General features: G+C 69.3%; 19 protein-coding genes. 18 read left to right on the top strand and 1 reads right to left on the bottom strand.

All coding sequences use genetic code 11. The features are described 5' to 3' along the window. Window positions 1-4 precede the first annotated feature (4 nt). Window positions 5-793: a tetratricopeptide repeat protein gene (locus OG456_RS41110; protein ID WP_266570176.1), complete on the bottom strand. Its 789-nt coding sequence runs from the start codon at window positions 791-793 to the stop codon at window positions 5-7. 24 nt (window positions 794-817) lie between these two features. Between OG456_RS41110 and OG456_RS41105 the strand changes: the two genes are divergently transcribed. The 18 genes from OG456_RS41105 to OG456_RS41020 all read left to right on the top strand — a co-directional run bounded on the left by OG456_RS41105 (window position 818) and on the right by OG456_RS41020 (window position 19,812). Further along, window positions 818-1,138, top strand: a complete 321-nt coding sequence (locus OG456_RS41105; RefSeq protein WP_266570175.1) for a hypothetical protein — start codon at window positions 818-820, stop codon at window positions 1,136-1,138. A 127-nt stretch (window positions 1,139-1,265) separates the two neighbouring features. Continuing rightward, window positions 1,266-1,397: a hypothetical protein gene (locus OG456_RS41100; RefSeq protein ID WP_266570174.1), complete on the top strand. Its 132-nt coding sequence runs from the start codon at window positions 1,266-1,268 to the stop codon at window positions 1,395-1,397. Between the two features lie 27 nt (window positions 1,398-1,424). Beyond that, on the top strand, window positions 1,425-1,892 hold the full coding sequence (locus OG456_RS41095) for an SRPBCC family protein (RefSeq protein WP_266570173.1): 468 nt from the start codon (window positions 1,425-1,427) through the stop codon (window positions 1,890-1,892). A gap of 378 nt (window positions 1,893-2,270) precedes the next feature. Further along, a complete protein-coding gene (locus tag OG456_RS41090) occupies window positions 2,271-4,019 on the top strand; it encodes a hydrogenase maturation protein (RefSeq protein ID WP_266570172.1) in 1,749 nt (582 codons plus the stop codon). A 127-nt stretch (window positions 4,020-4,146) separates the two neighbouring features. Next, the gene (locus tag OG456_RS41085; RefSeq protein WP_266570171.1) at window positions 4,147-5,235 is read left to right on the top strand and encodes a hydrogenase expression protein HypE; all 1,089 of its coding nucleotides are present in this window, start codon (window positions 4,147-4,149) and stop codon (window positions 5,233-5,235) included. A 91-nt stretch (window positions 5,236-5,326) separates the two neighbouring features. Beyond that, window positions 5,327-7,105, top strand: a complete 1,779-nt coding sequence (locus OG456_RS41080) for a nickel-dependent hydrogenase large subunit (RefSeq protein WP_266570170.1) — start codon at window positions 5,327-5,329, stop codon at window positions 7,103-7,105. Beyond that, window positions 7,102-7,698, top strand: coding sequence for a hypothetical protein (locus OG456_RS41075; RefSeq protein ID WP_266570169.1), 597 nt, complete (start codon window positions 7,102-7,104; stop codon window positions 7,696-7,698). Before OG456_RS41080 ends, OG456_RS41075 begins: the two co-directional genes overlap by 4 nt. Beyond that, complete coding sequence (locus tag OG456_RS41070; protein ID WP_266570168.1) at window positions 7,695-8,348, top strand: DUF5947 family protein; 654 nt, start codon at window positions 7,695-7,697, stop codon at window positions 8,346-8,348. The genes OG456_RS41075 and OG456_RS41070 overlap by 4 nt, the downstream gene beginning before the upstream one ends. After that, window positions 8,345-9,010 (top strand): DUF6084 family protein, encoded by a 666-nt coding sequence (locus tag OG456_RS41065; RefSeq protein WP_266570167.1) that lies wholly within the window; start codon window positions 8,345-8,347, stop codon window positions 9,008-9,010. Before OG456_RS41070 ends, OG456_RS41065 begins: the two co-directional genes overlap by 4 nt. Further along, on the top strand, window positions 9,007-10,443 hold the full coding sequence (locus OG456_RS41060) for a hypothetical protein (RefSeq protein ID WP_266570166.1): 1,437 nt from the start codon (window positions 9,007-9,009) through the stop codon (window positions 10,441-10,443). Before OG456_RS41065 ends, OG456_RS41060 begins: the two co-directional genes overlap by 4 nt. After that, complete coding sequence (locus OG456_RS41055) at window positions 10,440-10,982, top strand: hydrogenase maturation protease (RefSeq protein WP_266570165.1); 543 nt, start codon at window positions 10,440-10,442, stop codon at window positions 10,980-10,982. The genes OG456_RS41060 and OG456_RS41055 overlap by 4 nt, the downstream gene beginning before the upstream one ends. A 255-nt stretch (window positions 10,983-11,237) precedes the next feature. Beyond that, the gene (locus OG456_RS41050) at window positions 11,238-11,636 is read left to right on the top strand and encodes a hydrogenase maturation nickel metallochaperone HypA (RefSeq protein WP_266570164.1); all 399 of its coding nucleotides are present in this window, start codon (window positions 11,238-11,240) and stop codon (window positions 11,634-11,636) included. Window positions 11,637-11,639: 3 nt separating this feature from the next. Then, a complete protein-coding gene (hypB, locus tag OG456_RS41045; protein WP_266570163.1) occupies window positions 11,640-12,389 on the top strand; it encodes a hydrogenase nickel incorporation protein HypB in 750 nt (249 codons plus the stop codon). Further along, window positions 12,386-14,743, top strand: coding sequence for a carbamoyltransferase HypF (gene hypF, locus OG456_RS41040; RefSeq protein WP_266570162.1), 2,358 nt, complete (start codon window positions 12,386-12,388; stop codon window positions 14,741-14,743). The genes hypB and hypF overlap by 4 nt, the downstream gene beginning before the upstream one ends. A 49-nt stretch (window positions 14,744-14,792) precedes the next feature. After that, entirely contained in the window at window positions 14,793-15,113 is a 321-nt protein-coding gene (locus OG456_RS41035; protein WP_116504436.1) for a HypC/HybG/HupF family hydrogenase formation chaperone, read from the top strand. After that, the gene (gene hypD, locus OG456_RS41030) at window positions 15,110-16,234 is read left to right on the top strand and encodes a hydrogenase formation protein HypD (protein ID WP_266570160.1); all 1,125 of its coding nucleotides are present in this window, start codon (window positions 15,110-15,112) and stop codon (window positions 16,232-16,234) included. Before OG456_RS41035 ends, hypD begins: the two co-directional genes overlap by 4 nt. Beyond that, window positions 16,227-17,300, top strand: coding sequence for a hydrogenase expression/formation protein HypE (gene hypE, locus OG456_RS41025; RefSeq protein ID WP_323136443.1), 1,074 nt, complete (start codon window positions 16,227-16,229; stop codon window positions 17,298-17,300). The genes hypD and hypE overlap by 8 nt, the downstream gene beginning before the upstream one ends. Before the next feature lie 418 nt (window positions 17,301-17,718). Further along, window positions 17,719-19,812 carry a SpoIIE family protein phosphatase gene (locus OG456_RS41020; RefSeq protein WP_266570159.1) on the top strand — a complete coding sequence of 698 codons (2,094 nt, stop codon included), beginning with the start codon at window positions 17,719-17,721 and terminating at the stop codon, window positions 19,810-19,812. Window positions 19,813-19,943: the final 131 nt, after the last annotated feature.

The raw sequence follows: 19,943 nt of genomic DNA, 5'->3' as shown, positions 1-19,943 counted from the left end.
CGTGTCACTGCCCGAGAGTTCCGGAGCGGCTTAGCCCTTCGACCACCTGCGCGTGCCCCCTTGGATACCTGGCGGCGCCGGGAATGGCGAGTGTGGTGCTGAACTGGTCTCTCGCAGCGGCGATCTGGCCCGCCGCGTAGTAGGAGTGGCCCAGCTTGCAGCGGATGTCCATCTCATTGCGGTCGTGATCGGGATCGTCTCGTGGTGCCAGAGTCCGGTGCTGTGCGAGAGCGTGTCGGTAGGCGGCCACGGCGGCGGTCAGGTCTCCTGCGCTGTGCTCTGCTGTACCCAGTCTGGTCAGGGCGAGCGTGTGCAGAGGGACGTCGCCGGTCTCCTGAATGAGGCCGGCCACCTGACGGAGCAGGGTCTGGGTCCCGGGGCGGTCGAGGTAGAGGTAGAGGTCGAGGGTGGACGTGAGGGCCCTGTGGATCGCGCGAGGGTGGCCGAGGACCATGCTGGGGACAAACGCGGCGCGGAAGCAGGCCAGCGCTTCCTCATTGCGCCCCTGGGCGTGGTGGATGAGCCCGAGGGCCAAGGACGCCATCGCGGCGAGCCAGTGATCGTCACACTGCTGAGCCAGTTCCAGTCCCGAGGCGAGCCAGGAAACTCCTCGCCTGCCTCGGTCCGTGCTCGGCCCGGCGGTCCCCAGCCCGACCAGGGCCCGGGCCTCCTCGCGGCTGTCCGAGCGCTCACGGCTGAGTGCCAGTGCCTCGTTGAGGCAGGTGAGCGCCTCCGGGAAACGGGCCCGGTGCATGAGGGTGAGGCCGAGGGCGTTGCGCAGCGAGAGGTCCATACGCCGGTCGGTGGCCCGGTCCGCTTGCGTGAGCGCGATCTCGAGGACGGTCTGGCACTCGTGAAACCGGCCCCGGCCGAGAAGGTGACCGGGCGCGACGCGCTGCGCCGGTTCGACACACGCCTCGACGCCGCGCTGTCGGACGCGGTGCACCGGCTCGTGGGCGAGGTGGCCGATCGTCCCGGATTCGACACGAGCCTGCTCACCGCCATCAGCGCGATGCGCGGCCTGCTGCTCATGGCACGGGCGGTCGGCCTGAGCGAGGGCGACCTCGAAGCCGAGTGGTCGGGCGTACGGGACCGACTGGTCCTGATCTTCCGGGAGTTCGACCCCGACGGTGTGTGAGTCGCTGATGTCCGGGATTCCGAGAACGTGGACCGAGGGCCGGCTGTGCTCGTCGGGTCGGCGTCTCAGGAGCGGCTGTCAGTCGCCCTTCCCCACGCCGGTCATCGCCCCGGCGACGACGGGGTGGATGCGGGCTCTGGCCCAGGTGCGCGGCCAGGGGGTGGCGGAGTTCGACAGCGGCCACGCGGGGCGGGCGGTCGGCTGGTCGGGGCACCGTGCTGTTCCTTCGCTCTGGCCGACCGGCGACATCCTCGGCTGATGGGACCTCAGTCCTAGAATCGGGCCCATGGGTAGGACTGACAGCGCAAGGCGGCTGATCGCAGCGCCACCGGCGATCGTCTACGGCGCCCTGGTGGATCGGGAGTCCATCGAGGCGTGGCTGCCGCCGGACGGCATGAGCGGGCGGGTGGAGCGGTGGGATCCCAGGCCCGGTGGCGGGTTTCGCATGGTTCTCACCTATCTCGACGCTGCCGACAACCCAGGCAAGGCGTCCGCTTCGACGGATGTCGTCGACGTCGGGTTTGCTGCCCTGGTGCCACCCGAGCGCGTGGTGCAGCGTGCGGTGTTCGCGTCCGACGACCCGTCGTACGCGGGCACCATGACGATGACCTGGAGTCTGACTGCCACAGGCCTCGGGACCGAAGTGACTGTCACTGCCACGGACGTTCCACCCGGAATCGACCAAGCCGCCCATGAGGCCGGGATCGCTTCCTCGCTGGCGAACCTGGCGTCGTACGTCGAAGGGTCCCTCTGACACAGCGCCGTCACGGGCTGCGGAGAACCGCTTCAGGTGCGTTCCTGAAGGTGAGGCGGCACCGATATCTCCGTAAGCGCGGCGCGGGAAGTGTTTGATCGTCCGCTCAACCTCGGTCCTGCGCTCCTGCATTGGCTTGTCGAAGCCGGTGGGGCCGGGACGTGGCGCGCATCCGTTGCGCGGCTCCGGCCGAGCCCAGAAGCAGTCGGTCGCCCTGACACCGCTGCCGATGACTCGCACGTGCGCCGAGTGGTCGTCAACCCCTGCGCTTTGGAGTGACGGCGCGGCCCGGCTTCGGTGTGGCTCCTGCCCCGTGTCCGAGGATCGCGGGTGGCCGGAGCCGCTCCGGCCGCTGCTCCGGGGCTATGGGAGGTTGCCGTGCACATTCTGCTGGTGGCGAGCGCGTTCAACAGCCTCACTCAGCGTGTCCACGCCGAGTTGCGGGACCGAGGCCACACCCTGGACGTGCATCTGGCTTCCAGTGACGATGCACTGCGCGACGCACTCGGGGGCTGTGAGCCGGAGCTGGTCATCGCGCCCATGCTGAAGCGGGCCATCCCCGAGGACGTGTGGCGGAAGCACACATGCCTCATCGTCCACCCCGGCCCCGTCGGTGATCGGGGTCCCTCCTCGCTCGACTGGGCGATCAACGCGGGCGTGGAGCGTTGGGGCGTCACCGTGCTCCAGGCCAACGGGGAGATGGACGCCGGCGACGTGTGGGCATCGGTCGCCTTTCCGGTGCCCCGGGTCGGAAAGAGCGACCTGTACCGGAACGAGGTGTCGGACGCCGCGTCGGCGGCGGTGCTCCTGGCCGTCGACCGATTCGCCTCGGGCGTCCATGCGCCCCAGCCCCAGGCTCAGTTGCGGAACAGGGCAGCGGCAGGAACCCGCCCCGCCTATCCCCAGAGCCTGCGGCGCATCCGCTGGCAGCGGGACAGTACCGAGACCGTGCTGCGCAAGCTGCGCGCCGCCGACTCGTCCCCAGGTGTGCTGGACGAACTCCTGGGCAGTGAGTGGCACTTGCACGGGGGCTACCCGGAGGATGAGTTGAAGGGGCGCCCTGGGGAACTGCTCGCCACCAGAGCCGGCGCGATCTGCCGGGCGACAGCGGATGGTGCCGTGTGGATTCCCGAACTGAGGCCCCGCCGCAGACCGGGGGAGCCGAGGCCGTTCAAGCTGCCTGCGGTTCAGGCCCTCGCCGGCCGGCTGCCCGCGCTTCCCGAGCTGCCGGTCCGTCCCGAGCTGTCGGGGCTTTCCGAAAGCAGCAGCTTCGTGCCTGCCGCGGACCGTGACCGGCGTACCTGGTCCGACATCCGCTACCGCGAGGAGGGGGCGGTCGGCTTCCTGTCCTTCTCCTTCCCGGGCGGCGCCATGAGCACATCGCACTGCCGGCGCCTGCTCGACGCCTACGTGACCGCCTGCTCGCGACCCACCACCGTGCTTGTCCTCGGCGGCACCCGGGACTTCTTCTCCAACGGCATCCATCTGAACGTGATTGACGCGGCCGACGATCCGGGCGCCGAGTCCTGGGCCAACATCAACGCGATGAACGACCTGGTCGAGGCCGTCCTGACCACCACCGACCGGCTGGTGGTCAGTGCCCTGGGCGGCAACGCCGCCGCGGGCGGGGCCATGCTGGCGCTCGCCGCGGACGAAGTGTGGTGCCGTGCGGGCGTGGTGCTGAACCCGCACTACCGTCTGATGGGGCTGTACGGGTCCGAGTACTGGACCTACACGCTGCCGCGCCGCGTGGGCGCCGAGGCGGCCGACCGCCTGACCCAGGAGGCGCTGCCGGTGAGCGCATCGGCGGGGTGGCGGCTGGGGCTGGTGGACCGGCTGATCGAGTGCTGCCCGCAGGATTTCTCGGGCGAGGTCACCCGTTCGGCCGTCCGGCTCGCCAAGTCCTCCGGAATGCAGGAGCGCATCGCGTCGAAGAAGCAGGCGCGGGAGCTGGACGAATCCGTCAGGCCGCTGTCCCTGTACCGGGAAGCGGAGCTCTCCAGCATGCTCCGCACCTTTTCGGATCCCGATGCCCCGTACCACGCGTTGCGGCGTGCGTTCGTCCGCAAGCAGCCGCCCGCGGAGACGCCGTCCCACTTGATCCGCGTAGGTGCGACGGGCCGGTGACCTGTCCGGGTGGTCCGCTCACGGCTGCGCACGGCCACGTCGCGCAGCGACCGGGTGCCTGCTATCAAGGAATACGAGGGCCCAATTGTGCCCTTTCGTTGTATACCTCCCCCTAGGAGGCATCCCTATGGATGCAGCAGCGTCGACCGTGGTCGATTCCGACGTGCCTGATACGCCCGCAGAGGATGAATCCCCGACGATTCACATCCTCTGGATCAACGCGGGACTGAGCTGCGACGGTGACTCCGTGGCCCTGACGGCCGCCATGCAGCCGAGCATTGAGGAGATCGTGCTCGGCGTGCTTCCCGGACTGCCGAAGATCGCCGTCCACTGGCCGCTGATCGACTTCGAGTGCGGACCGGTAGGTGGCGCGGACACCTTCATCGAGTGGTTCTTCAAGGGGGAGCGCGGCGAGATCGACCCGTTCGTGCTGGTCGTCGAGGGGTCCATCCCCAACGAGGGCATCAAGCGCGAGGGTTACTGGTGCGGGTTCGGCGACGATCCCGAGACGGGCCAGCCGATCACGACGAGCGAGTGGATCGACCGGCTCGCGCCCAAGGCGCTCGCCGTCGTCGCCATCGGGACCTGCGCCACGTACGGCGGCATCCACGCGATGGCGGGCAACCCGACCGGTGCCATGGGCGTCCCCGACTACCTCGGCTGGGACTGGAAGTCCCAGGCGGGCATCCCGATCGTGTGCGTACCGGGATGCCCGATCCAGCCGGACAACTTCTCCGAGACCCTGACCTACCTGCTCTACCAGGCGGCAGGGTCGGCTCCGATGATTCCGCTGGACGACAAGCTCCGTCCGACCTGGCTGTTCGGGGCCACCGTCCACGAGGGCTGCGACCGGGCCGGCTACTACGAGCAGGGCCAGTTCGCCACCACCTACGACTCGCCCAAGTGCCTGGTCAAACTTGGCTGCTGGGGACCGGTCGTCAAGTGCAACGTGCCCAAGCGCGGCTGGATGAACGGCATCGGCGGCTGTCCGAACGTCGGCGGCATCTGCATCGCCTGCACCATGCCCGGCTTCCCCGACAAGTTCATGCCGTTCATGGACGAGCCGCCCGGCGGCAAGCTTTCCAGCGCGGCGAGCGGCGCGTACGGGTCGGTGATCCGAAAGCTCCGCTCCATCACGGCCAAGACCGTGGACAAGGAGCCGAAGTGGCGTCACCGGGGCGACGAGCTGACGACCGGATACCGGCCGCCGTGGTGAGTGCATGTACCGCACGGCGCGCCTTCGGGGTGGCCGTCCCAGGTGATCCGACCTCCCGTACGAAGACTTGACGAAGGGCGCTGCACAGAAGATGGCACCGAAGACGAAGACCGACAGTAACGGCCTGGTGGAGATGTCCTGGGATCCGATCACCCGGATCGTGGGCAGCCTCGGCATTCACACCAAGATCGACTTCAAGCAGAAGCGGGTGGCGGAGTGCTACAGCACGTCGTCGGTCTTCCGCGGCTACAGCGTCTTCATGCGGGGCAAGGACCCCCGTGACGCGCACTTCATCACCAGCCGCATCTGCGGCATCTGCGGCGACAACCACGCCACCTGCTCGGTGTACGCGCAGAACATGGCGTACGGAGTGAAGCCGCCGCACCTCGCTGAGTGGATCATCAACCTCGGAGAGTCCGCCGAGTACATGTTCGACCACAACATCTTCCAGGAGAACCTGGTAGGGGTCGACTACTGCGAGAAGATGGTCCGCGAGACGAATCCCGGCGTTCTGGAACTCGCGGAGCGCACCGAGGCGCCGCACGCGGCAGAGCATGGCTACCGCACGATCGCCGACATCATGCGCTCGCTCAACCCGATCGAGGGCGAGTTCTACCGCGAGGCCCTCCAGGTCAGCCGCTACACGCGCGAGATGTTCTGCCTGATGGAGGGCCGCCATGTGCACCCCTCCACGCTCTACCCGGGCGGCGTGGGAACCATCGCGTCCGTCCAGCTCTTCACCGACTACATGAGCCGCCTCATGCGCTACGTGGAGTTCATGAAGCGCGTAGTCCCCCTGCACGACGACCTGTTCGACTTCTTCTACGAGGCCCTGCCCGGGTACGAGGAAGTAGGACGCCGCCGCGTGATGCTCGGCTGCTGGGGCGCGCTCAACGACCCCGAGTACTGCGACTTCACGTACGCCAACATGACCGACTGGGGACGGAAGATGTTCGTCACCCCGGGCATCATCGTGGACGGCAAACTCGTCACCAACGACCTCACCGAGATCAACCTGGGCATCCGTATCCTGCTCGGCAGTTCGTACTACGAGGACTGGCAGGGCAAGGAGCAGTTCGTCACCCACGACCCGCTCGGCAATCCGGTCGACCCGCGCCACCCCTGGAACCAGCACACGATCCCGGCCCCCCAGAAGCGCGACTTCGAGGGCAACTACAGCTGGGTGATGTCGCCTCGGTGGTTCGACGGCAAGGACTACCTGGCGCTCGACACCGGCGGTGGCCCCCTCGCCCGCCTGTGGTCGACCGCGCTGTCGGGACTCGTCGACACCGACTACGTCAAGGCCACCGGCAACAGCGTCGTCATCACCCTGCCCCGCTCGATGACCAAGCCCGAGACCCGCTTCGAGTGGAAGATCCCGAAGTGGAGCAACGCGCTGGAGCGCAACCGGGCCCGCACCTACTTCCAGGCCTATGCCGCAGCCATCGCGCTGCACTGCGCCGAGAAGGGCCTGGCGGAGGTCCGCGCCGGGCGTACCCAGACCTGGGAGAAGTTCGAGGTGCCGGACGAGGGCCTGGGCGTCGGCTTCACCGAGGCGGTACGCGGAGTCCTGTCCCATCACATGGTGATCCGCGACGGAAAGATCGCCAACTACCATCCCTATCCGCCGACTCCGTGGAACGCCAGCGTGCGGGACACCTACGGGACCCCGGGCCCGTACGAGGACGCCGTGCAGAACACACCGATCTTCGAGGAGAACACCCCGGAGAACTTCAAGGGCATCGACATCATGCGGGCGGTGCGCAGCTTCGACCCCTGTCTGCCTTGCGGTGTCCACATGTACGTCGGCGGCGGCAAGACCGTGCAGAAGATGCACGTGCCGACCGGACTGAGCGGCCTGGCCGGATGAGCGCGTCCACCACCGCGGCCCGGTCGCCCGGCGGAACGGCGGCGAACGCGGAGGAGGCCGGCCGGCGGGTCGAGGAGATCATCGACCACCTGACCGCCGAGGGTGACTCCGAAGCCGCCGGCGCGGCTGAGGAACTGGTGCGCGTACTCATGGACTTCTACGGCACAGGCCTGGCCCGCATGGTCTCGCTGCTCGAAGCCCCCAAGGCCAAGGACGACCCGTTCGCCGCGCTGCTCGACGACGCCGTGGTCACCAGCCTGCTGGTTCTGCACGACCTGCACCCGGAGGACACCCCCGCACGCATCGCCCGCGCCTTGGGAGGCGTGCGCAGCTATCCTGTCGAGTTTCTGAGCTTCGACGATGCCACCGGCACGTTGCACCTGCGCTCCGCGGAGAGCTCGGGCTGCGGCTGCGCGAGCACCGCGGCGGCCGGCCGGCAGGAGGTGGAGGCTGTCCTCTCCTGTTTCGCGCCGGAAGTGACGACGGTCGAGATCGAGGAGGCGGCTTCCTCGCAGGAACCGCCTCTGCTGCAGATCTCGCGGCCGCCCTCCGGCGCACTCGGCAGCGCACCCGCCTCGCCGAAGACACCATGAGCACGCCACACAAGCGGACAAGTCCGCCTGCATCGGGGCTGCGGCGGTTCGCCGCGCCGCGTATGTCCCGGCCCGAGGTGTGCGAACTGTGCGGAGCGCCGGTCGACGACGGCAACCACCGGCACATGGTCGACACCGCGAACCGCTCCCTCGCCTGCGCCTGCACGCCGTGCGCCATGCTCTTCGAGCAGGGCGGCGCGGGCGGCGGGAGGTTCCGCACCGTCCCGGACCGCTATCTGGCAGACCCGGACCACGGACTCGACCAGGGAGTCTGGGAGCTTCTGCAGATCCCGGTCAGCGTCGCGTTCTTCTTCCGCAATGCCTCGCTGGACCGACTGGTCGCGCTCTACCCCAGCCCGGCCGGCGCCACCGAGAGCGAACTAGACCCGTCCACCTGGCAGACCGCGCTCGGGAACAGCCGCCTGGCCGAACTGCTCGAACCCGACGTGGAGGCTCTGCTCCTGCGCCGGGTCGAGGAGCGGACCGAGTGCTATCTCGTGCCGGTCGACATCTGCTACGAACTCGTCGGACGGATGCGCATGTTGTGGCAGGGCTTCGACGGCGGGGCGGAGGCCCGCGCCGATCTGACCGCGTTCTTCGACCACATCGCGCAGCGGGCCGGGACACCGGAGGAGGCACGCCGCCGATGACGGAGTTCTCGTTCTCCTGCGTCGGCGTCCGCGCCGACCAGTACGCCGCCGGTCCCACCCTGGTCTTCCGGCTGCGCGTCAACGCTTCCGAGCGGACACGCGTGCACGCGCTCGCCCTGCGCTGCCAACTGCGCATCGAACCGGCCAGGCGCGGCTACGACGCCGAAGAGGCCGACGGACTGCATGACCTCTTCGGCCGGCGAGCCCGCTGGGGCAGCACCCTCCAGCCGTTGCAGTTCGCGCAGATCTCCCTCATGGTCCCCAGTTTCACCGGGCAGACGGAGGTCGACCTGGTCGTGCCCTGCACGTACGACATGGACGTGGCCTCCACCCGCTACTTCCACGCCCTGTCGAGTGGCGACGTGCCGCTCCTCATGCTCTTCTCCGGGACCGCGTTCACCGGGGACGGAGGCTTCCACGTCGAACCCGTGCCCTGGGACCGCGAGGCCCCGTACCTCATGCCGGTCAAGGTGTGGCAGGAGATGATCGACCAGCACTTCCCGGGTGCCGGCTGGGTGAGGCTGCCCCGCGACACCATGGACGACCTGCTGGAGTTCCGATCACGGCGGGCGCTGTCCTCCTGGGAGGCGACGGTGCGCACCCTCCTGGAATCCGCTGCCGCGGACGCTCTGTCCCAGACCAGTGAGAGGCCGGCGCCGTGACGACAGCCGTGTTCAGCCAGGAGACCGAGTCACGGTTCGCCGTCGCCCGCGCGGTGGCCGACGTGGTGCTGTTCGAGGGCTACGTGCTGTATCCGTATCGGGCGTCGGCGGCCAAGAACCGGCTGCGCTGGCAGTTCGGCGTGCTGGTCCCGCCGGCCTGGGGTGCGGACTGCGACGAGCACGACTTCCAGCACACCGAGTGTCTGGTGGAGCCCAGGACGGGCGCCACCTTGTCGGTCGAGGTGCGCTTCCTGCATCCTCAGCGCCGCACGGTGCAACAGGCCCGCCAGGACGGCTCGTTCGAGGACGCGTCCGAACTGTCGCTCCCGGACCGTGTGCTGGTTCCCTGGGACGAGGGCGTGGAGGAACGCATCGAGGTGACGGCCACCGTGGCCGAACTCGCCGCCGACGGAATCGCTGTCCCCTTCAGCCGCCCCGCGCGCGAGGAGACCGAACTGGTTCACGACGCCGAGGGCCGGCTGGTGGGAAGACTGGTCCGCCGGTGTGAAGAGATCAGCGGAGTCGTACGTCTCTCCACGCGCGACGTCGACGGCCCCTACCGCGTCTCCCGGCTGACCGCCGTGGTGGAGAACACCAGCACCTGGTCCCCGGCTGACGGCACAGCCGACCGCGACGCCGCGCTCCCGCACTCGCTCGTCGCCACGCACCTGTTGCTGTGTCTCGACGCAGGCTCGTTTCTCTCCATGACCGACCCTCCGGAATGGGCCAAAGGCGCAGTCGCCTCGTGCCGCAACCTGCACACCTGGCCGGTCCTCGCCGGCGAGCCGGGACGTGCGGACCTGGTGCTGTCCTCGCCGATCATCCTGGAGGACCACCCGGCCGTCGCCCCCGAGAGTCCCGGCGCGCTGTACGACGCCACCGAGATCGACGAGATCCTGGCCCTGCGCACCGCGGCCCTCACCGAACAGGAGAAGCGCGAGGCCCGCGGCACGGACCCGAAGGCCGCCGCCGTGATCGACCTGGCCGAGTCCATGCCCCCCGAGGTGCTGGAACGCCTGCACGGCGCGGTTCGGTCCCTCCGGGAAGTAACAGGCTCAGCCCCGACCGCGACCGGCGAAGCCGACCTTCTCGTCGAACCGGGTCAGCCCCATGTCGTCATGCCCGAGACCCCCTGGTGGGATCCGGAGGGTGACGCAGGACTGGACCCGGCCCGCGACGAGATCTTGGTCGATGGCCGGCCGGTGCGTGCCGGAAGCCGGGTGACCCTGCGCGCGGGACGGCGCCGCACCGACGCCCAGGACCTGTTCCTGCACGGACGCACCGCGCTCGTCGAGGCCGTGCTGCACGACGTCGACGGGGGCGTGCACCTGGCGGTGACCGTCGACGGCGACCCCGGCGCCGACATCCGTCGAGAGCAGGGCCGGTTCCTGTACTTCCAGCCCGACGAGGTCGCACCCCTGGAGGACGAGTGACCGAGGACCGCAAGACCGGCGCCCGCACCCTCGTCGCCGGCGTGGGGAACATCTTTCTCGGCGACGACGGATTCGGCGTCGAGGCGGTGCGCGCACTCGCCACACACCCACTACCCGCGCATGTGGAGGTCGTGGACATCGGCGTACGCGGTGTGCATCTCGCGTACCAACTGCTCGACGGATACGACACGTTGGTGCTCGTCGACGCCACCGCCCGCGGCGGTGACCCGGGAACGGTGTACCGCATCGACGTCGACTCGCCCGGCGGCATCGCGCCGCAAGGACCCGTGCTCGACGGCCACCACATGTCACCGGACGCGGTCCTGGCCCTGTTGGAGACCCTCTGCTCCGGGACGGGCGGGACACCTCCCGGCCGCACCGTGGTGGTGGGCTGCGAGCCCGCCACACTCGAGGAAGGCATCGGCCTGAGTGCTCCGGTGGCCGCCGCAGTTCCCGAAGCCGTACGTGTGATCCAGGAGATCGTGCGGGAAAGCCAGGCGCCCGTGGTCGGAACCGCCGCCCGTGAGGCCGGTAAGTGAGGAGAGATTCATGAAGAAGTCCGTCATCGGAGCCGTCGCCGTCGCCGTCGTCGCGCTCGCCGTGCTCGCACGGCACATCGTGCCCGACGTCCAGCGCTATGTGCGTATGAGAAGCATGTAACGGGCTCCTTGCGCCGAACGGTGCACCAGGGCAGTGGAGTCGGCGAGCCCCGAGCTCGCACGGCAGCGAGCCCCCTGTAATGGAGCCGAGCGCAATGGCCGCCCAACGATCGGCCTCTGCCAGGACGGAGACCGATGCACGAGATGTCCATCGCCATGGCTGTCGTCGGCCAGGTGCAAGAGGCGGCGGAACTGAACGGCGGGGTCACCTCGGTCACTTCGGTGCGACTACAGGTGGGGGAGCTCGCCGGCGTCGTCCCGGACGCGCTGTCCTTCTGCTTCGAACTCGCCTGCGCCGAAACCCTCCTCCAGGGGGCAGAGCTTGTCACCGAGTCCGTGCCCGGCCGGGCACGCTGCTCACCTTGTGCCGACGAATGGGCGGTGGGCATGCCGCCGCGCCTTTGCTGTCCGCGCTGTGGTGAACCGACGCTCGAACTGCTGTCGGGCCGAGAGCTGCAGATCGTCAGCGTGCGGTGGGAGGAAGAGCCGACCGCCCGTCGACGAACCTGTGAACCGATCTCCGAGGAGCGCTGAGTCATGTGCCGAACCGTTGACTTGCACCAGGCGGTGCTCGCCAAGAACGACGCGACCGCGCACGCTCTGCGGGCCGAACTCGCGGGCCGCGGCACCACGATGGTCAATCTGCTGTCCAGCCCGGGGAGCGGGAAGACAGCCCTGCTGGAACGCGAACTCCTGCGCGCGCGTGAGCGCGGAGTGCCGACCGCCGCGCTGACCGCCGACCTCGCCACGGAGAACGACGCCAGACGTCTGGCCCGGTCCGGAGTGCCGGTCAAGCAGGTCCTCACCGACGGGCTGTGCCATCTCGAAGCCTCGATGCTCGGGCGCCATCTGGAAGGCTGGCTGCCCGCGGCCACCCGCCTGCTGTTCGTGGAGAACGTCGGGAACCTGGTCTGCCCGGCCTCCTACGACCTCGGGGAGGACCTGCGCGTCGTCCTCGCGTCAGTCACCGAAGGCGAGGACAAGCCGCTGAAGTACCCCACCGCCTTCGGCCTCGCGCACCTGGTCGTGGTCACCAAGGCCGACATCGCCGAAGCCGTCGAGTTCGACGAGGAAGCCTTCCGCGCACACGTCGAGCAGGTCAACCCCGGCGTGGAGGTGGTCCTGACCTCGGCCCGACGGGGCGGCGGCGTGGGCGAACTGCTCGATCGTGCCCTCGCCGTCGCGGACGGCGGGGCCGTCCACGAACCGGTCATGGCCGGACAGCCGCACGAGCACCATCACCACCACGACCCGGACGACACCGTCATGACACGGCCTCTCCCGTGAGCGCACTTCAGCCCGGCCCGGCCGTCGACCAGGTGGTTCAGCGCCGTCGCGTCACCGTACGAGGTGTCGTACAGGGCGTCGGGTTCCGTCCGTTCCTGTACACCCTGGCCACGTCCCTGGAGCTGGCGGGGCATGTGACGAACACCCAAGACGGTGTCGTCGCGGAGGTCGAGGGAGATCACTCCGCCGTCGCACGGTTCTGCGACCGGATCGCCCAACAGGCCCCGCCGCTGGCCCTGGTGGAGTCCGTGGAGCACGAGCAGGTCCCCCTCACAGGCGGCAGCGGATTCGCCATCGTCGCCTCGCGGTCGCAGGGATCGTCGCGCACACTCGTCTCCCCGGACACGGCCACGTGCGCTGCGTGCCTCGCCGAAATGGCCGACCCCGGTGATCGTCGGCACCGCCACCCGTTCATCACGTGCACACACTGCGGACCGCGCTTCACCATTGTCACCGGACTCCCGTACGACCGAGCGCACACCACCATGGCCGGCTTCCCAATGTGCGCCGACTGCGCACGCGAGTACACGGACCCAGGAGACCGACGATTCCACGCCCAGCCCGTCTCCTGCCGTGCCTGCGGCCCGCGCCTGAGCCTCGTGTACGCGTCGCCCCGACCTGACACCGACGTCGACCCGATCCATGAGGCACGCGCGCTGTTGACCGCAGGCGCCATCCTCGCCGTCAAGGGCATCGGCGGCTACCACCTCGCCTGCGACGCCGGGAACTCCCAGGCCGTGTCCGCACTGCGCAGCCGCAAGGGGCGGGGCGACAAGCCGTTCGCGGTGATGGTGAAAAGCCTCGCCGACATCGAGCACCTGGTGCACATCAGTCCCCCCGAACGGACTCTTCTCACCGGTGGTGTCCGGCCGATCGTCCTGCTGAGGCGCAGAATTGACGTCTCGTCAGGTCAGTGCGGACTCTCGGACGCGGTGGCGCCGGGCAGTCCCGACCTGGGAGTCATGCTTCCGTATACCCCGGTGCACCACCTGCTGCTCGGCCTGCCCGGTGACCCGGACGGGCCGCGCGCACTCGTGATGACCAGCGGCAACGTGGCCGGTGAGCCCATCGTCACCGATGACGCCGAGGCACTTGAGCGGCTTGCATCTCTGGCCGACGCCTGGCTCACCCACGACCGCCCCATCCACGTGCCCTGCGACGACTCCGTGCTGCGCGTGTGCGACGGGGAACGTATGACAGTACGCCGCGCTCGCGGCTACGCCCCGCTGCCCGTCTCCCTGCCGGTGTCCGTCAGGCCCTCGCTCGCCGTGGGGGGAGACCTCAAGAACACGTTCTGCCTCGGCGAAGGCCGAAAGGCCTGGCTGTCCGCGCACATCGGAGACATGGACGACCTTCAGACCCAGCACGCCTTCGCACGCGCTGAACGGCAGTTGGAGTCGATCACAGGTGTGCAGCCCGGGCTTCTGGCGGCGGACCGGCACCCCGGCTACCGATCCGGACAGTGGGCCCAACGGCACGCGAACAACCGCGCGGTCGTCCGCGTGCAGCACCATCACGCCCATGTCGCCGCGGTCATGGCCGAGCACGGCCTCGACGGCGGCCGGCCGGTCATCGGCGTCGCATTCGACGGCACGGGCTACGGCGACGACGGGGCGGTGTGGGGCGGCGAGTTCCTGCTCGCGGACTACGACACGTACCGGCGCCTGGGGCATCTCGCGTACGTCCCCCTGCCCGGCGGCGACGCCGCAGTGAGCCGCTCGTACCGCATGGCGCTCGCGCAGCTCCGGCAAGCGGGCATCGCGTGGACGGACGACCTGCCCAGTGTGATCGCCTGCCCGCATGATGAACGACGGGTACTGGCAAGGCAGTTGGAGCGGAGCCTGAACTGTGTGCCGACGTCGAGCATGGGCCGGCTCTTCGACGCCGTCTCTTCCCTGGCAGGTGTGTGCCACCAGGTCGGATACGAGGCGCAGGCAGCCATCGAGCTGGAGGCGGCCGCGCTGAGGGGGGCCGTGGACGGGGGCGACGCCGGATACCGGTTCGCGCTGAGTCCGGACACCTCGGAGCCGATGACTGCCGACCCCGGACCTGTGGTGAGAGCCGTGGTCGATGATGTTCGCGCAGGCGCGGAACCGGCGGTCATCGCTGCCCGCTTCCATACCGGAGTCGCAGATCTCGTGCGGCGGATGTGTGCGGTGGCGCGCGAACGACATGGCACGGACACCGTCGTCCTGACCGGCGGCGTGTTCGCCAACGTCCTGCTCTCCTCGGCCTGCGCCCGAGGGCTCGGGCAGGACGGATTCACAGTGCTGCGAGCCGGCGAAGTCCCGCCGAACGACGGGGGGCTGGCCCTCGGTCAGTTGATGATCGCGGGGCGTGCAACCGCCCGATGACACCGCAGTCGCAAGCCGGATCGGATCACCACAGTGAGGAGAGCCCCCCATGTGCCTGGCGGTACCCGGGAGAGTGACGGAAATCGAGGATCGCGACGGCACCCGCATGGCCACCGTCGACTTCGGCGGAGTGGTCAAGGAGGTGTGCCTGGAGTACCTGCCGGACCTTCAGGTGGGCGAATACGCCATCGTCCACGTGGGATTCGCGCTCCAGAAACTGGACGAGGAATCGGCCAAGCAGACGCTGGAGCTCTTCGCGAATCTCGGCCTGCTCCAGGAGGAGTTCGGCGACCCGTGGGAGCTTGCGGCCGAAGCAGGCGGACCTCAGTGGGCCGACGACAAGGACGTTCCACAGGAGGCACAACAGTGAAGTACCTCGACGAGTTCCAGGACCCGGACCTGGCACGGCGTCTGCTCGACGACATCCACTCAGTGGTGACCAGGCCATGGGCCCTCATGGAGGTGTGCGGCGGACAGACGCACACGATCATCCGACATGGAATCGATCAACTCCTTCCGGACCAGGTGGAGTTGATCCATGGTCCGGGGTGTCCCGTGTGCGTCACCCCGCTCGAGGTCATCGACAAGGCCCTCGAGATCGCCTCCCGGCCGGGAGTGATCTTCTGCTCCTTCGGCGACATGCTCCGGGTGCCCGGCACCGGCCGAGACCTCTTCCAGGTACGAGGCGAGGGCGGCGACGTACGCGTCGTGTACTCGCCACTGGACGCTCTGCACATCGCCCAGCAGAACCCCGACCGGGAAGTGGTGTTCTTCGGCATCGGCTTCGAAACGACCGCCCCGCCCAACGCCATGACGGTCTATCAGGCACGCAAACTGGGCATCAAGAACTTCAGTCTCCTGGTGTCCCACGTGCGTGTTCCGCCGGCGATCAAGGCGATCATGGAGTCTCCGAACTGCCGGGTCCAGGGATTCCTCGCCGCCGGACACGTATGCAGCGTGATGGGTGTCGGCGAGTACCCCGAACTCGCGGACCGCTATCGCGTTCCGATCGTGGTCACCGGCTTCGAACCGCTGGACATTCTGGAAGGCGTGCGCCGGACCGTGCTGCAACTGGAGCGGGGTGAACACACCGTCGACAACGCCTATCCGCGCGCAGTCCGGCCCGAGGGAAACCCCGCGGCCCAGGCCATGCTGGCGGACGTCTTCGAGGGCACCGACCGGGCCTGGCGAGGCATCGGCGTCATCCCGGACAGCGGCTGGCGGCTCTCCTCCCGTTACCGGGACTTCGACGCCGAGCACCGGTTCTCGGTCGGTGACATCGACACCCGTGAACCCGCGGAGTGCCGCAGCGGCGAGGTTCTGCAGGGGTTGTTGAAGCCGAACGAGTGCGCCGCGTTCGGCACCACCTGCACACCGCGCAATCCACTCGGAGCGACGATGGTCTCGAGTGAGGGCGCGTGCGCCGCCTACTACCTGTACCGACGCCTCGACATCACCACCGCGCCGCTGGAGGCGAGCCCCGTTGCCTGAGACCACCCAACTGACAGCCGTGGACCCGACCGCATGGACCTGCCCGGTCGCGTTGCGTGATCATCCGAGGGTGGTGATGGGACACGGTGGGGGAGGGGCCCTGTCCGCCGAGCTGGTGCAGCACGTCTTCGCGCCCGCCTTCGGCGGCGAGACCCTGTCGCAGCTCGGCGACTCCGCCGCCGTCTCGCTCGGCGGTGTCCGGATGGCGTTCTCCACCGATTCCTACGTGGTGCGGCCCCTGTTCTTCCCGGGCGGCAGTATCGGCGACCTCGCCGTCAACGGCACCGTCAACGACCTCGCCATGAGCGGCGCACGGGCCGCCTACCTCTCCTGCGGTTTCATCCTGGAAGAGGGCGTCGAGATGTCCGTGGTGGCCCGGGTCGCCGAGACACTCGGTGCGGCCGCACGGCGCGCCGGAGTCGAGGTGGTGACCGGTGACACGAAGGTCGTCGAAAGCGGTCACGGAGACGGGGTGTTCATCAACACGGCCGGGATCGGGCTCATCCCGTCAGGCGTGGACATCCGCCCCCAGCGTGTGGTCCCGGGCGACGTCGTCATCGTCAGCGGTGACATCGGCGTTCACGGCGTGGCGATCATGAGTGTGCGTGAGGGTCTGGAATTCGGTGTCGAGATCGAGAGCGACTGCGCGGCGCTGGGCGGCCTGGTGGAGGCCATGCTCGCGGTGACACAGGACCTCCACGTGCTGCGCGATCCCACCCGCGGCGGTCTGGGCGCGGCGCTCAACGAGATCGCGGTGGCCTCCGGCGCCGGTGTCGTCATCCAGGAAGGTGACGTGCCTGTCCCGCCGGCTGTCGCCAACGCGTGCGCGATTCTGGGCCTCGACCCCCTCTACGTGGCCAACGAGGGCAAACTCGTGGCGTTCGTCCCACGCGAACACGCGGACGCCGTACTCAGCGCGATGCGGGCACATCCGCTGGGCGCGAACGCGCGAGTGATCGGCGAGGCCGTCGCAGAGCATCCGGGCATGGTGGTCGCCCGCACGGGCCTGGGCGGCACACGCGTAGTCGACCTGCCGATCGGCGAGCAGCTTCCGCGGATCTGCTGACGGCCGGAACAGTTCGGACCGGCGGCGCGACAGACCACGCACATCGGCGGCGGTGCCCAGCATGGGCACCGCCGCAGTGCGGAGAGCCGCCGCACCGTCGTTTCAAGCGGTGGCGGCGGGCGAAGCGCGGACCGCGCCGCCCACCTGGTGCAGGTACATGTCCCCAGGGGTGGCGGTGCCGGACGGCACCCCAGCCCCACCTCGTCGACGTCCAGCTCCTGATCAGTTCGGTGAGCCGCCTGGCTCGGCCGGGGAGTCCATCCGGGCCCCGCCGCCCTGTGAGGCGGAGGAGCTCCCTCCCTGGCATCGTGAGAAGGGAGATGCGACCGAGGCGGGGGAGATCACGGGAGATCTGCCAGGCGTGGAAGATGCAAAGGGCCCGCAGGGGCGCAGGCCGCCGACATCTGCACCTCCGGGTGTGTTGCGGCAACTGGGCACGGAAAGGGCGGCGGCGCTGCTCGATGTCCTGTTCGCCGAGGCAGCGGGCGGTCTGTACGTTCTGGACTCCGACCTGCGCAGCCTGCGCTTCGACAACAGCGCTCCTGCGACGCCGGCCCCGGGTGACACGGACGAGAGTGTGTCCCTGGAGGCGGGCCTGTCGCTTCCCCACGTGCAACGTGCGCTGCGCACGTCCCTGGCAACAGGTGAGCGCGTGCGTGACCTGCGCTGTCTGGTGAACGCTGCGCACGGAGAGCGACGAAAGCGGCGGGCGCTGTCCCTCTCGGCCTATCCCCTGCGCGATCGGGACCGGCAACCTCTCGGCCTGGCCGTGACCGTCACCGACATCACGAGACGCGAGCGCGCCGAGAAGCGACTGGAGCTGCTGGAGCGGGCGGACTCGGTGATCGGCAGCTCGCTGGACGTCTTCAGTACCGCGCAGGAACTGGCCGAGAGCGCGATCCCCGGCTTCGCGGACGCGGCCGCCGTCGACGTGCTCGACGCCGTGCTGCACGGCGACGCTCCCGCGCCGGGGCCGCTCCTGGACCCGATCACCGTACGCCGGGCGGGCTTCGCGACGGCGGGACGAGCGGACGGGCGCGGTGTGCATGAGGTGGGCTGCGTGCGCGTCATGCGGCAGGGCAGACCGTACGCCTACGTGCTCGCCGATCTGACCCCGCGCGTCGTGAACGATCTCGGCGGTGACGACTCGGAAGCGTGGCTGTCGCACGATCCGGACCGGGCAACCTTGTTCCGGAGCGCCGGTGTGCACTCGCTGCTGGTAGTGCCCCTCGCCGCTCGCGGCGTGGTTCTGGGCCTCGCCGCTTTCTATCGTGCGGGGGAGTCGGAGCCGTTCGACGAAGCGGACGCCGACGTGGCCGGGGAACTGGCGGCGCGGGCCGCGCTCAGCCTGGACAACGCGCGTCTCTACACGCGCGAGCGAACCCTGGCCCGGATCGCCCAGCGGGAGTTGTTGCCGAGGCGCGTGCCTGCCACGCGTGCCGTGGAGACGGCCCACACGTATCTGCCCGTGGCGGCGGGCGGAGCCTGGTTCGACGTGATCCCGCTGTCCGGGGCCCGCGTGGCGCTGGTGGCGGGTGACGTACGAGGCAGTGGGCTGCGCGCAGCCACCGCGATGGGGCAAGTTCGCACTGCCGTCCACGCGTTCGCCGCCATGGACTTGGAGCCCGCCGAACTCCTGACGAGGCTGCATGAGCTGTTGGCCGGCGTAGCCATGGACAAAGGGCCGACGGAACTCCCGGCGCAGGTCGACGGCTCCACGGCGCACGACCGCGAGATGAACGATGGCCCGCTGGCGAGCTGCCTGTACGTCGTGTACGACCCGGTGACCCTGCAGTGCGAGGCCGTCAGCGCCGGGCACCCGCCGCCCGTGGTCACGGCCCCGCAGACAGCGCCGTACGTGCTGGACCTGGTTCCTGGTCCCGCGCTGGGGCGTGGGGCCGCTTCGTACCGGTCGACGACCGTCGAACTGCCGACGGACAGTGTGCTCGCGCTGTTCAACCACGGCCTGGTGCCCGGCACAGTTCGGGACGACGATCGACTTCCCGTCCTCATGCACCACCTGGACCGGGCCTGGGAGCGCCCGCTGCAGCAGCTGTGCGACACGCTGGTGACCGCCGTGCTGCCCGACGGCCCCGAGGACGACACGCTGCTGCTCCTCGCCCGCACCCGGGCACTGGGCCCCCACGATCTCGGGTGCTGGACGCTGCCCCACGACACGCGCAGCGCCTCCAGGGCCCGGCGGCTGGTCGCCGGCCGACTGGCCGAATGGGGGCTGGACGACCTGATCCCCGGCGCCGAACTGATCGCCAGCGAACTGGTCACCAACGCCGTTCGTTACGCCGAGGGCACCATCGGCCTACGTCTGATCCGTGACGACGTGCTCACCTGCGAGGTCACGGACTCCACCGGCGCAGCACCCCACTTGCGTCTCGCCGACGAGTCCGACGAGGGAGGCCGCGGCCTCTACCTTGTCGGGACGCTGGCCAGGCGCTGGGGCACGCGCCACTCCGCCCGCGGCAAGACGATCTGGGCCGAGCTGCCAAATCCCTGACGGCCGTCACGGGGCCGCTTCAGTCCCGTCCGGGCGGAATTCCTCGAAGAGCAGGACCAGGCGCGCACGAAGCATTTTTCACCCTCAGATGCGCGCTCATCTGCCGACGGCGACTGAGCGCTCCGCCGAGC

The organism is Streptomyces sp. NBC_01446, from assembly GCF_026340095.1.
GTDB classification, from domain to species: Bacteria; Actinomycetota; Actinomycetes; order Streptomycetales; family Streptomycetaceae; genus Streptomyces; species Streptomyces aureus.
Note: the sequence above shows the minus strand (reverse complement) of the source record. Positions and strands in the feature narration are given on the sequence as shown.